The organism is Pseudoalteromonas fenneropenaei (genome assembly GCF_042643375.1).
GTDB lineage: Bacteria > Pseudomonadota > Gammaproteobacteria > Enterobacterales > Alteromonadaceae > Pseudoalteromonas > Pseudoalteromonas fenneropenaei.
Window position 1 is genome coordinate 97,147 of sequence record NZ_JBHRSD010000029.1, and the last position, 12,904, is coordinate 110,050.

9 protein-coding genes and 1 other RNA gene are annotated in these 12,904 nt (G+C 43.3%); 4 read left to right on the forward strand and 6 right to left on the reverse strand.

Annotation, left to right across the window (positions count from 1 at the left end; genetic code table 11):
* Window positions 1-18: 18 nt before the first annotated feature.
* Together ACFOEE_RS15650 and ACFOEE_RS15655 are read right to left on the reverse strand one after the other, a co-directional pair.
* Window positions 19-612, reverse strand: a complete 594-nt coding sequence (locus ACFOEE_RS15650; protein WP_377126313.1) for a glutathione S-transferase family protein — start codon at window positions 610-612, stop codon at window positions 19-21.
* Complete coding sequence (locus ACFOEE_RS15655) at window positions 609-1,046, reverse strand: VOC family protein (RefSeq protein ID WP_377126316.1); 438 nt, start codon at window positions 1,044-1,046, stop codon at window positions 609-611. The genes ACFOEE_RS15650 and ACFOEE_RS15655 overlap by 4 nt, the downstream gene beginning before the upstream one ends.
* A gap of 124 nt (window positions 1,047-1,170) precedes the next feature.
* On the opposite strand from ACFOEE_RS15655, the gene ACFOEE_RS15660 reads away from it, so the two are divergent.
* Window positions 1,171-2,091, forward strand: a complete 921-nt coding sequence (locus tag ACFOEE_RS15660) for a LysR substrate-binding domain-containing protein (RefSeq protein WP_377126319.1) — start codon at window positions 1,171-1,173, stop codon at window positions 2,089-2,091.
* Window positions 2,092-2,411: 320 nt separating this feature from the next.
* Complete coding sequence (locus tag ACFOEE_RS15665; RefSeq protein WP_377126322.1) at window positions 2,412-3,476, forward strand: hypothetical protein; 1,065 nt, start codon at window positions 2,412-2,414, stop codon at window positions 3,474-3,476.
* A gap of 158 nt (window positions 3,477-3,634) precedes the next feature.
* On the opposite strand, the gene ACFOEE_RS15670 is transcribed toward ACFOEE_RS15665, so the two are convergent.
* Window positions 3,635-6,373 carry an AAA domain-containing protein gene (locus tag ACFOEE_RS15670; protein ID WP_377126325.1) on the reverse strand — a complete coding sequence of 913 codons (2,739 nt, stop codon included), beginning with the start codon at window positions 6,371-6,373 and terminating at the stop codon, window positions 3,635-3,637.
* A gap of 310 nt (window positions 6,374-6,683) precedes the next feature.
* Window positions 6,684-7,040, reverse strand: a transfer-messenger RNA (tmRNA) gene (gene ssrA / locus ACFOEE_RS15675).
* A 244-nt stretch (window positions 7,041-7,284) separates the two neighbouring features.
* Between ssrA and ACFOEE_RS15680 the strand changes: the two genes are divergently transcribed.
* On the forward strand, window positions 7,285-8,916 hold the full coding sequence (locus ACFOEE_RS15680; protein WP_377126328.1) for a DUF342 domain-containing protein: 1,632 nt from the start codon (window positions 7,285-7,287) through the stop codon (window positions 8,914-8,916).
* A 39-nt stretch (window positions 8,917-8,955) separates the two neighbouring features.
* On the opposite strand, the gene rnt is transcribed toward ACFOEE_RS15680, so the two are convergent.
* Entirely contained in the window at window positions 8,956-9,636 is a 681-nt protein-coding gene (rnt, locus tag ACFOEE_RS15685; protein ID WP_377126331.1) for a ribonuclease T, read from the reverse strand.
* 254 nt (window positions 9,637-9,890) lie between these two features.
* Here rnt and ACFOEE_RS15690 point away from each other — a divergent pair, with 254 nt between their 5' ends.
* Window positions 9,891-10,745, forward strand: coding sequence for a flagellar protein MotY (locus ACFOEE_RS15690; RefSeq protein WP_377126688.1), 855 nt, complete (start codon window positions 9,891-9,893; stop codon window positions 10,743-10,745).
* A gap of 58 nt (window positions 10,746-10,803) precedes the next feature.
* On the opposite strand, the gene mnmC is transcribed toward ACFOEE_RS15690, so the two are convergent.
* Window positions 10,804-12,789 carry a bifunctional tRNA (5-methylaminomethyl-2-thiouridine)(34)-methyltransferase MnmD/FAD-dependent 5-carboxymethylaminomethyl-2-thiouridine(34) oxidoreductase MnmC gene (gene mnmC, locus ACFOEE_RS15695; protein ID WP_377126334.1) on the reverse strand — a complete coding sequence of 662 codons (1,986 nt, stop codon included), beginning with the start codon at window positions 12,787-12,789 and terminating at the stop codon, window positions 10,804-10,806.
* Between the last annotated feature and the right edge of the window lie 115 nt (window positions 12,790-12,904).

Here is a 12,904-nt window from a genome sequence, read left to right on the forward strand (position 1 = left end):
TTGCCATCTAAGCGCCGATTACACTCCCGGCATGGCGACAAAATTAGGTAGTTGCTTGACGCGCAACAGCCACTCATTCACTTTTGGGTAGGCAGCAAGGCTGATGCGGCCCTCCTCAGCTAATGCCACATAAGGGAATACGGCACATTCAGCTATGGTAGGGCGACCAGCTGCTAACCACGAGTTAGCTGACAAATGCTGCTCAAGTAACGTCAGTATTTGCTTACTTTGCGCGATGGCGCGGTGTTTATCTTTTGGCGCGTTGAATTTTTCAATTAAACGGGCAGTATTGGGGCCGTGCTGAATTTCATTGGCGGCCACACTCAGCCATTGCACTACTTCCCCTTGTAAATGTGCCTCACCTAGCCACCATGCTTCGCCACCATAACGATGGGCAAGGTACACTAAAATAGCTTGCGCATCACGCAGGACGATTTTATCGTCTACCAAAATGGGGATTTCACCAAACGGATTTAAAGCCAACATCTCAGCTGATTTATGCTCGCCCGCCATAAAATCTACCGCCACTAAGGTTAAATCTATATTGGCTAAGGCAGCAAACAGCCGGACTTTGTAGCAATTGCCAGAAAGCGTAAGGTCATAGAGTTTCATGTTGGTTCCTGTTCTAATAATTGATTAAATTCCAGCACGTTACCGTCTGGGTCGCGAATAAACAGCGTAATGCGGCGTGGGCCAAGTTGTTTTGGCCCTTCGGTGATGTGAATTTGCTGTGCTTCTAGCCAAGTTTGTAACAGAGCGAGATCTGCCACGATAAAGGCGGGGTGGGTGATGCCCGGTAGTTTGATTGGCGCGTCTAACAACACATTGTGCTGCTTTGGTTGCTTTGCACCATTAAAAATAAGGTTAATGCGCACCCCAGCCGGGGTAACCATTTCATTCGCTTCGCCATCGGCAAAGTGAAACGTTTCTTTAAAACCCAATTGCTCATAAAAGGCGAGCGCGGCTTTACGGTCTGAGACGCGGATCCCAACATGGTCATAACTGAGTGCCATGGCTGGGTGAGGAATGGGATTCGTTACTGTCATTACAATTCCAATAATATGGTGTTTTCAACATGCAGAAATATGACATACAACAAAATTAAAGATAATCTAGCTAAATTAAGAATCATATTCTCAATAATTGGAATAATAAAAGCGGGGCGCATCAATGGACAAACTGGCTGCTATGGCGATGTTGGTCAAAGTGATTGAACAGGGGAGCTTTTCTGCGGCCAGCAAGGCAATGGATATACCACTTGCCACCTTGAGCCGTAAAGTGGCTGAGCTTGAGAAGCAGCTTGGCGTGAGTCTGTTAAAACGTACTACGCGAGCGCTTACTTTAACCCATGCGGGAGAGGGTTATTTAGCAGCAGCCAAACGCATCTTAGAACAAGTTGCCGAGGCTGAGCAGCACGCACTGGGAGAATATCAAACTCCCAAAGGGGAGCTGGTTATTACCGCGCCAGTGATGTTTGGTCGGCTACATGTATTGCCAGTGGTAAGCGAGTTTTTAGCCGCTTACCCTGATATCAATATTAAGCTCAATTTATCTGACCGAAATTTGCATTTGCTTGATGAACATATCGATATGGCGGTGCGCATTGGTGCACTACCCGACAGCAGTTTATACGCCACCGCGGTAGGTACAATACGCACGGTTACCTGTGCAAGCCCGCAGTTGCTAAGCCAATACGTGCAACCTGTAAGCCCAGCTGATTTACCACATTTACCTTGTATTACCATTAAAAGTGCAATGCCAACACCGCATTGGCAGTACCAACACCCAGAAACACAAAAGACCATAACACCTGTTATTACCTCACGTTTAGAGGTCACCAATGGTGAATGCGCGCTACAAGCCGCCATCGACGGTGTTGGGGTAACCCAGCAATTGCATTACCAAGTTTATGCGGCGTTACAATCGAGCGCGTTGACGCTGATTTTACCCGAATACGAACCTGCTCCCGTTCCTATCCATCTAGTGCATGGCGAAAAACGTATAATGCCACTAAAAATGCGTTGTTTTTTAGATTTTGCCGTACCGAGGATAAGGGAGAGTGTGGGCGCATTGAGTGACGCTAAAATATGACAAAGCTAAGCCTTCAAATATGCGGGACTATAACGGGACATATCATGCCCCGTTATAGTTCTCATAGAGACATTGTTCAAACACCACAAAAAACAAAACCCCATTAAAATCAAGTGTTTTAATGGGGTTTCAGTCGTGCTATTTGGTGGAGCCGGGGGGACGTCCTTTTGAAAATGCTTCGCTCATATTACCTGCCTTTTAAAAACAATAACTTACAATTAAATCAATGGCCTGTAATCTGGTGTAATCTGTTTGTACCTTGCTCGGTATAACGAATGTGGGCAGTATGTGGTTAATGTTCCGTTACCATCTGCAAGCTTATGTCGTTTAATATCCGGTCAGTAACAGTTGAAATCGCTGCAACTATATTTGTGGCTATCACATTTTCCATTCTATATTTCTTAATTGGTTTGGTAGAATTTATACTTTCTCATCCACAATTGGAAAGCTTCATTATTAATATTTTCGGCAATTTAATAGATGGAAGCGAAGTGAGTTATTTAAAATATGCCTTGTATGTGTTGTTTTTATTTTGTTTTAACTTTGTTGTAAAATATTTAATCGCAAATCCAAGGAGGTTTTTTAGTGAGTATTTTGTTTGTGTTTTAAGTTCAAATCCAAAGTGCGGAGTTTTAGCTAGAGTTAAGAGGTCTTTTGGGCGCTTTCTTCGTGCCTTTCTTACAGATGATGAGATTAATCAAAACTCATTGATATTGGGTGTTAACTTAACATTGTTTGTTTGTTTCTTTGATTTTTCTAATTTTCTTACAAATGTTTCTTATTCGATAGTTGCTGCAATAGTTCTCCAATACTTTATATACGTTATTCCGAGAGAGCATCAGAAGGAAGTTTTTGCAATGTCAGTTTTGTCAGCGTCAAGAACGTTACGGGCAAGGGACGAAATTTTGTTTTTTCTTTTAGGTTATGAATCTACTTTATTACTTAGCGAAATGACAATAGAGGAAAAAAAAGAATTCGAAAATAAAATTTCTAAAGCACTTACAAGTACTAGAAAAGTAGGTTTCCGAAATGGCGAGTATATTTGGCTGGAGCCTGCAGAAGGTGGGTTCGAAATATTACGAATCAATCCAGAAACTTCAGTTTCAGATTTGATTCACAGATTATTGTCTGAAGATGAAAAGAGCTATCGACTTTTGAATAAAGAGCGGATGATTGACTACTTTCCCAAACTTACCAACGCTGTGGCTCGTGCGTGGTCAAATCTTGTAGCCACGAAAGAGTTATCATGTGATACATTAGAGCTTAAAGCACAACTTTACCTGAACTATTACGAAACAAAGCAAGCATTAATAATATGCTATCACAGAACTTTAAGATATTATGCGCCAGACCACGATGCAGGCTATTTATTGCCCAAACTATAAGATTGGACAGATACTTTTCAAATTTTAATGTTTGGCCCTAACCTAATCGCATTTTCTAGATGACTGGAGGCGAAGTGTGCGTAAAACTGTATTAAAATTTTATGAATTATAGTTGTTGTGCTACAGCAAGTTTTAGACTTTACCTATGAATGTCGTATTTAATCCGTGGACACTTTCCAAGGAGATAGTAACTCAACTAACTTTTCTCTTTCTGTGCTACCTTTGGTTGAAAACCTATATAGCGGTATTTTTGCTTTGTTGAAAATGCTATTTTTAATCGCGTCTCTATCTAGTTGAAGTGGGTTGAGGTCATGGTAATTATAACCATCAACTTCTATTGCTAGCACAGGCAGCATGTCCATAGTGTTATAAAAGATAAAATCGACATGGCTAGAAGGATGTTGGATAAACTGAGCTTCTTGATTTGTAAACACGTCGAACCGACTAAATAGGAATGCTAGCGAGTAGTCCTTTTTATATGTTAAGCATGAATAATTCCCACTACTAAGTAGTTCATCAATCAATGTTGACATTAAGTCTTGAGAAAGGAATTCTGAATTTCGTTTTACTTTGCTCATAAATGTGTTTAGTTTTTCTGAATACTCTCGGTACAAGCAGTCGAATATTGAAACAACTTCACTTTCGTATATTGTTTGGCTCTCCGATTGATAGTCAATATAGCGCATTAAGTCGCCAATATTGGTGCCATGCTCTTTTATTAGATTTTGTGATGAAACAAAAGTAAGACGATTTTTTGCTCTGGACACTGTAACATTGATTAATTCAGATTGGTCTATGTGTCGATTTATTTTATTTGCTGTGGTGGTAAAAATAATTGCATCTTTTTCACGACCTTGAAATTTATGTACAGTATTTGCGTCTATACCAATTTGATTGAAATGGGCGCTACATTTATCCGCCTGTGCACGATAAGGGGTGATCACACCAATATTTTCAGGCGAGGTATGGGCCAATTCTATTGGTAGGACTTCTTGCTCAATAACATCAATTTCTCTCTGGTTAATCAATCCTTTGCTATCCAAAACAGGTGCTGCATGATTTCCCTTCTCAGTCTTAATGACTTTGAATGGTTCGGAATGCCCTTCGGTCATAACGACAAGTTCACCACCATAGTATTTCTGATTACAAAATTCGATGATTCTTGGATGGCAACGATAGTGCTCCTTGAGGAGCGTTGTTGGGCTAGAGGGAAATAGTTTGGTTAGGCTAGCAAGTAAACTGTTTCTTTTATAATCATAAGGTGATGTTTGCCCAAACTCACAGTGGATATCTATCTTAAGCTCTTCTTCTGCTATATGCGGAAGCTGTTTGATGTCTCCTACAACAACCATATTTTTAGCACAGCACATCGCCAAAAAACCAGAGAGTAGGTTGACCTGCGAAGCTTCATCTACTATCAAAAAATCAAACAAAGCCGTGTTTGGTTTATTTGATATTAAGGAGTCCGTCGTGCTCAAAGTAACAGGGAACTGTATTATAAAATCTTGATGTCCTTGTTTGTTATAATTATCTGGCGTGGTTGATTTAAAAATTTTACCATAATACTTGTTGGCAATGAATGATTTGAAAAGCCTCATGGATAGTTCGCTCTGTCTTTTTAAAAGAGTTTCAAAGCCTTCAGTGTCAAGTTTTTGTTCAAGTAAATATATAACTTGCTCTGTTTCCGTTATTTTTGATTGATAAAATTTACTAATGAGCCGTTTGAATGCATCTTGTTCGAAGTCGTTTAGTTCACTAAATTTATATATGCGATATTTGAATAGCCATTTAAGTTTGGTCTTCCAAGTTAAGATGTCAAACTGAGAGTGGTATTCAAAGTCCGCCATAAAATTGAGTATTGCGGGAGTTTGCCACCTTTGAAAGATTGACAATCTGTCTAACTCTAAGGGAACACTTCCAAAGTTTTTGTCGAAATATCTTTTCTCCAGAGTCAACTTATCTAAGTACGACTTTTCTTTTGCGAGGAGATTTTTACTTTCTAGCAGCTCTGTTATCCGCGTATCTAGCTCGGCCAAAATTTTTTTAATAGACGATTGTTGAGCGGGTGGAATATGCCATTCAGACATATCAGGTCTTGTAGGGAGGTTCTCAAAAAAAGCATCGACGTTCTTTTTACTGCCAAGCACCGCAGCTAAAAAGCCAAGATTAGACTTTTCAAGTTTTTCATGTACGTTAGCTACGGCAGAATTGTTACCCGCAGCAACAGCAACAGACTTACCTTGCATGATCAAATTGGCAATAAGATTTAAGATAGTTTGAGTTTTACCTGTACCTGGAGGCCCTTGAATTAAACTTAATTGTGAGTTTAAAGCGTTTTTCAATGCCTGACGTTGAGAAAGATTAATACCAAATGGAAAAATAAGCGTTTCGTTGTGTGTAATATAGCAGGGACTACAGCTGTCTATAAATCTTGCCGCTATTGAATCATCAGATATAAGTCGGAGTTTATTGGAGTAATAATAATGTAAATGTTGAGAGCCTTTTTCATCTTTTTTCAGATGAGCAAGCTTTGCATAGTACTTAACTATTTCCAATGTTTTTTGTGTTTGGGCAATATTTTTCACAAAAGAAACTGCTGCAATTGGATAGTGCGTTTTGTTGCCGTCAATAAACACACAAAAGTAATCTGTAAACTTTAAAACTGTGTATGTGCCTGTTCTTAATGGTTTGCCATAGACAAAAATATCATGATCGCCAACAGCAACGATTTCAGGTTTAGTAAGGACTTTTATCTTCGAGTGGCCATATTTATAAATGCCGTCCTTATACTCGACATTGTAACCAGAACGATATGGTGTAAGGGATTTGATTTCATTCGTTTTATCAATCCACTTTCCGAGGTACGAAGTGAGAATAAGATACTGATATTCATCCATGTTGATAGCATTCCTAGAAAGTAAAGTGTTAGCGATGCGTATGTTAAGTTAATACAATGGAAATGACACTTGGTTTTCAAAGTTGTGATCTAAATCGTCGGATATCAGCTGGGCGGTAGCATGACCAAAAACATTGAAGTTATTCGCGGTAAAGTTTTTACGTAAGGGTAATAAATATCACCCTAAATCTCGCTTCTCTTTTTGCTGCCACTCTAAAAAAATGTGGGCACGATGTGGACACTATGATGCTAGAAACAAAAAAGCCAGTTAAAGATTTCTCTCTAACTGGCTGTTTTAACTTGCTTTTATTTGGTGGAGCCGGGGGGATTTGAACCCCCGTCCGAAAAGCCTCGACCTTCGGTCCTACATGCTTAGTCTTGCCTATTGGTTAACCTTTAAAACTCGGGCAGACACGATTAATAAAGGCGAGGCCGCTTCAGTTTAACCCTTCAACCCCGGCCAGGGTTTCCGTAGCGATCTTGTGTAGGGTGACACTCAAAATCCAGGCCCACAAGAGAGCTTGGGAGAGTGCTAGCGGGCTATTATGCCGCTAGAGCGTAGTTATCGTCGTTTGCGATTACTTTAAATGCGGCTTTTTTACGAGGCCAACCGCGTCCTCGACATGCACCTCAGGCTTCTTGAATTCCGTCGAATCCTAATCGGCCCCTGAATCTTGTTCAGATTGGTAAAGCAAGTATAGCTGAGTTTAGCGACGCAACTCAAGCACGTTTATCGGTAATTTGTTTTATTTGAGTCACTTGGCTAATTTGTGTGCTACTCTTGTTTACAATCATTTATATTTTGTATCATTGTGTAATTGCAAATGCTTAACAATGTCATACATCTGTGCTCAAATAGCCCAAGCAGTATATAACAATAACAAAATCGAGTCTTTGATCGGAAGTTTGTGCATGTCGCTGTTTAGTTTCGATGAACAATCAGGGCAATTAAGCCTAGTTAGTCATCCGAAGGAATCGGGGTTTCCAGTTACCAGTGCTCAGCTTGTTGAGCTGCTGGAGCAGTCTGCTTATGCCGATTTTGAGCTGATCCATGCCAATATTGGTAGTTTGTTTAATCCTAGTCACGACCAAAGCAAAACCTCCTTGGTTATCGCGAATGCAGTGAATGCGCAAATGACGGTGCGTGTTAGCGATAACAATATGCTTGCAGAAGCACGTATCACCACGGCTTTTGGTGGCAAACTGGTCAATGTCGACCAAGCCCAAACTATTCTCAAACAAGCGGGTGTGGTGCGCGGTGTTAACCGGCAGGCGCTCGATAAATTCCTAGGCCAGCAGTTAGAGTTAGAAGCAGGCACTACCTATAGCGCGATTGTTGCCCATGGACAACGGCCAAAAGATGGTTGTGATGCGCGTTTTGTGCGGTTGTGTATGACAGCGCAGGACAGAATTCTCAGTCCCCAAGAACGCGATGGTGGCAAAGTCGATATGCGCGACTTAGGCGCTATTATTACGGTTAAACCGGGTACTCCCCTGATGAAACGGGTGCCAGCTACACCGGGCGAAGAAGGTTTTACAGTGTTTGGCGATACCGTAGCGCCAAAACCTGGGCGCGATTTTGAAATTCAAGTATTCGACGGTACGCGCATCGACCCCAGTGATCCAAATTTATTAATTGCCGATGCCAAAGGTGTGCCGGTGGCGCAGCCACGTGGTATGCGGGTTGACGATGTGCTGTGCTATGAAAATATTGATGTAACCACCGGTCATGTCGAGTTTGATGGTAGCGTGATTGTCAGCGGTGATATTAAAGATGGGATGAAAGTAAAAGCCAGCGGCGATATTACGGTAATTGGTTTTGTTGAATCGGCATCGCTTGAGTGTGATGGTGCGATCACTGTGGTACTTGGTGCCATAGGCCGTAAGCGCGGGGAAGGTGAGCCGTTTTCTTGCTCGATTAACGCCAAACGCACGGTTTCTATTGGTTACGCTCAGTATTGTAAAATCCACAGCGAGCAAGACTTGTTTATTGATAAGCAAGCTTTGCACTGCGACTTAAGCTCGCGGCGCCTTATTCGGGTTGGTAAAGGCGAAACGCCACGCGGTAAAATCATCGGCGGCAATATCCTTGATGCGATGCGTATTGAAACCGGTGAAATTGGCGCACCATCTGGCACTCGCACGCGTATTTCAATTGCGCAAGATTGGCATTCACTGCGTGAAAAGCAGCAGCAGTTTAAAGAGTTTGAAAAGTTATTGGCAGCCAAAGCCGTAGCGCTACAGCAAGCTAAACAAAAGGCGCATGAATCACCTAAATCAACCAAGCGCGATATGTATTTGCAAAAGTTGGCTGCTGGTGAAAAGCAACTCTCGTTACATATGGCGCGTAATCGTCGCAATACTCAGTTGGTGCAGCAAAAAATCAAACGTTTGTTGGCGATGAGTCGAGTGAAAGTCAACGAATTGATGCACCCTGGGGTGGAGTTAAAAATTGCGCGGGACTGTATGCTGTTTTCGCGCATTTACCCACCGCATATGCTGAAGTTGGATGAGGGTAAGATCACCCAACAATTTGCTACCTAGCGCAGTGGGGTACGCTCAATTTAGACTAAATCAGTTCGCTTACTCAGTTGAACTTTCGGCTTCGTTTTCAGTGCCATCATCAACTGTGGCTAAAGGCCAACCGCCTAATGCTTGCCAACGATTTACAATATAACAGAATAATTCAGCGGTACGTTCAGTGTCGTATAGTGCGCTATGTGCTTGTTTATTATCAAATTCAATCCCCGCAGCAAGGCAGGCTTTGGCCAGCACTGTTTGCCCCAAAGCAAGGCCAGCTAACGACGTAGTATCAAAGCTGACAAACGGGTGAAACGGTGTACGCTTGATATGGCAGCGCTCTATTGCGGCATTTAAAAAACCATGATCAAACGCGGCATTGTGCGCCACGACGACCGCGCGGCTACAGCCCGCGTCTTTTTGTTTTTTGCGCACTAATTTGCAAATTTCTTTAATGGCTTCGTCTTCGTCAACCGCTCCACGCAGTGGTGAAAACGGGTCAATGCCGTTAAATTCTATTGCGGCTTTCTCAATATTGGCGCCTTCAAATGGTGCAACATGGAAATGAATGGTTTGATCTATACTAAGTAGGCCGTTGTCATCCATTTTTAAGGTAGAGGCGGCAATTTCTAGCAGCGCATCAGTATCTTTGTTAAAGCCTGCGGTTTCAACGTCGATAACGACAGGAAAGAAGCCGCGAAAGCGCTTGGCAAAAAGGGTAGTGGTTGGCTCAGTATGCGTCATAACTGTTGGTTGCTGCTAGTTTTTGCTTAGTAGAGCGCGGTATTATCGCAAAGTTATGCAGTGATTGACCAGCCCCAGTTGGTCAGATAACTGAAAATCAAGGCACAGCTATTGCATAATCACGATATAGTTAGGCGTGTCTGAGCACATCTGGCAGTTCTCTGACGAGCAGATAGTGAAACAAATAGGTGATAAAAGTGCAGTATATTCGGCAAACTCTCAATAATCGTGCAGCAAAAAAGGTTATCTCCGCGATGCTCTGTATGCTTGTCGGCAGCGTGAGTTTAAATACTGCTGCTGCAATGCGGCAATATTCCGCCACTGCTGACACCTCGCATTGGAACGTCAATAAAAGCAAGCGTTTAGCCTGCGAGCTTCAGCATGAAGTGCCTTATTATGGTGATGCGATATTCTCAGTCAAAGCCAGTAAAAACAAAGATTTGAACTTCAATCTTGATATGGTTGTGCGGCCCGAGAGCTATCAGTTTGCCGGTGTCCAGTCTGTACCGCCTGCATGGCGCGCCGGCTTACCTGCGCGCGACTTCGCCACCATGAAGTTACTGAAAAAATTTGATGGTGAGCTTGGCAATGCCAACGCTTGGGAAATGCTCACTGAGTTAGAGAAGGGCAATTTCCCCACCTTTTATTATAAAGATTGGCAAAATAGCGTTGACCAAGTGAGCGTCGCTTTGTCGTCGGTCAACTTTAAGCAAGCATATTGGGCGTTTTTGCAATGCCGTGACGAGCTACTGCCATACAGCTTTGAAGACATTGCCTTTACCGTGATGAATTATAAATCCAATTCTAGCGAGCTGACCAAAGACTCGCAAAAGCGCTTGGATATGATAGGCGAGTATCTTAAAAACGACCCAGAAATTGCGATGATTGAGATCTCAGCCTATACCGACAGCTACGGTGGCCGTGAAACCAACTTAACCTTGTCGAAAAAGCGCGCTAAAGCCATCAAAGATTATATGGTGGCATTAGGAGTGGAAGAAAAACGCATCGATACCGAAGGATTTGGTGAAAAACGCCATATCGCGGACAACGAGACCGTGATTGGCCGTGGTAAAAACCGCCGCGTGGTTATTCAACTCGCGCGCCCTTAATCACATTGAACTTACAACTATAAAAGGGCTGCATTGGTAGCCCTGTTTATTTTTGCGGTTAACGTTCTTTTCTAAGTAGTGCGCGGATCACAAAGCGGGCGGGGTGGGTCGCTTCGCTTAAGCGATGAGACAATGGCCGAGGCTCACCAAGCAAGCTTGCCACTAAGTGTTCAGCGAGCAAAGGCGCTGAGCATAAACCACGCGCACCTAGCCCAGTAAAAACATGGAGTCCTTGCTGTGGTCGCTGTAGCGGGGCAAAGTCAAACTGCTTACCTTTACGTAAATTGGCAAAAGCGTGCTCGTAATCTTGCTCGTCGATGACTTCACCTAACATAGGTAAATGGTCGTAAAAACAGCAGCGCACCGCAGCTTTGGCATTCACTATAGCGCCTAATTCTTGGCACCAAGGTTCAGTGCCGTAAAAGCCTTCTAGCTGTTTGCGATTGGTGTCGTTGTCAGCCTCAGTCACCGCGCGCGATTTACTGTGTTTATCGAAAGTGGCGCCCATGCAATGTTGGCCATCTAGTGCGGGAGTAAAATAACCTTTATGGCACAGCACAGTTTTTAGCTGGTTTGAACTTGGGCTGGCAGCAATATGCGAGACTTGCCCACGCACGCCATGAAGCGGCAATTGCGCGGTTTGGATAAAAGCATCGCTATGTTCGCCCATTGCAACAATCACATCGCTAAATGGGCCAAAGCTTGCGTCTTTGCTATGTAGTAGCCAACCTTCAGTGGTTTGTTCAAGGCGCTTAATCTCAGTGTTAAAGTGGCTATGAATGGTGCTTAAACTCGCAGCCTTGGTAAACAAGGCTTGGGTGAGTTCTGGAGGGCTTACCCAACCAGCTTGTTCAATAAAAAGACCACTGTAACCTGTGGGTACACCTGCTAACTTATCGGCCGCATCAAGGTCTACAGCGCGAATAAGCGCATTTGGCCAACTGCCTTTGGCAATGATATTGGCTTGGCGCTCTGCAATGGTTGAACTGACTGCTTGAATGAGCACGCCGCACCAATCATGGGCATAATGAAAGCCGTCAGTCAAAAGCTGCGTGTACAGGCGTTTGGCGTATAAAAAGCTGTGCGCATACATTTCGCTTTGCAGGGTAAAGTCTGCTTGTAAATGCGGATATACCGCGCCTTGGCGATTGTGTGAGGCGCCTTGTGCTAAGGTGCTGTCTTTACAAAATAAACTGACCTTTTTGCCGCGCTTACACAGGCTATAGAGCAAGCTGCTGGTGGCAATGCCACCGCCTATAATGGCAACATTGGCTAAGCTACGAGGGGAGTGGGCAGCATACGGGCGCTCAGTACCTTTGCTAGTAGGCGCACTAAGGCTGCCAACTAGCATTTCACGTTTTTTGCCGTAGCCTTTTTGCTTCTGCATAGTAAAACCCGCCTCTTGCAAACCACGACGAACAAAACCCGCAGCGGTAAAAGTGGCAAGAGTGGCGCTGTGGCGGCTTAAGTTTGCCATGGCAGTAAACAGGTCGGCTGTCCACATTTCGGGGTTTTTACTTGGCGCAAAACCATCTAAAAACCACGCATCGACGATACCATCACGCGCATAGCTAAGCTGCGGCAAGCTTTGTTTTACATCGCCAAACCATAAATCAAGTACCACTTCGCCGTCATTAAATTCGAGGCGATGGCAACCTTGTAATGCCATCGGGTACTGTGCACACAGTTTGTTAGCCAGTTCCGCAACAGCTGGCCAAGCTTGCAATGCTTGTACTAAGGCGGCTTGGGTTAGTGGAAATTTTTCAAACGAAATAAAATGTAGGCGTGGTAACTGGCAAGTGGCTTTAAGTGCATTAAACTGTTGCCAAGCCATTAAAAAATTCAGACCAGTACCAAATCCGGTTTCCGCAATCACAAATTGGTCACGGTCATGGTTTTGTAATCGCTCTGCGATACGATTTTGCGTAAAAAAGACAAATTGGGATTCGGCGAGGCCATCATCATTACTGAAGTACACGTCGTCAAACAGATCAGCAACAGGCGTGCCTTGCTCGTTAAAATGGATCTTGGCGTGTTCAATCATGGCCGCAAGTTATCCCCAAAGTGGTTAATTTAAGTCAAAGAGTTCGACTATTTTACGAGTTTTCTTTGCTTTCGTCCGTTGTTATTTATAAAGTGCATTTCAGTTTACGGTTGTA

Coding starts and splice junctions, on each gene's coding strand:
- ACFOEE_RS15650 (WP_377126313.1), bottom strand. CDS start 612: ATGAAACTCTATGACCTTACGCTTTCTGGCAATTGCTACAAAGTCCGG.
- ACFOEE_RS15655 (WP_377126316.1), bottom strand. CDS start 1,046: ATGACAGTAACGAATCCCATTCCTCACCCAGCCATGGCACTCAGTTAT.
- ACFOEE_RS15660 (WP_377126319.1), top strand. CDS start 1,171: ATGGACAAACTGGCTGCTATGGCGATGTTGGTCAAAGTGATTGAACAG.
- ACFOEE_RS15665 (WP_377126322.1), top strand. CDS start 2,412: ATGTCGTTTAATATCCGGTCAGTAACAGTTGAAATCGCTGCAACTATA.
- ACFOEE_RS15670 (WP_377126325.1), bottom strand. CDS start 6,373: ATGGATGAATATCAGTATCTTATTCTCACTTCGTACCTCGGAAAGTGG.
- ACFOEE_RS15680 (WP_377126328.1), top strand. CDS start 7,285: ATGTCGCTGTTTAGTTTCGATGAACAATCAGGGCAATTAAGCCTAGTT.
- rnt (WP_377126331.1), bottom strand. CDS start 9,636: ATGACGCATACTGAGCCAACCACTACCCTTTTTGCCAAGCGCTTTCGC.
- ACFOEE_RS15690 (WP_377126688.1), top strand. CDS start 9,891: ATGCTCTGTATGCTTGTCGGCAGCGTGAGTTTAAATACTGCTGCTGCA.
- mnmC (WP_377126334.1), bottom strand. CDS start 12,789: ATGATTGAACACGCCAAGATCCATTTTAACGAGCAAGGCACGCCTGTT.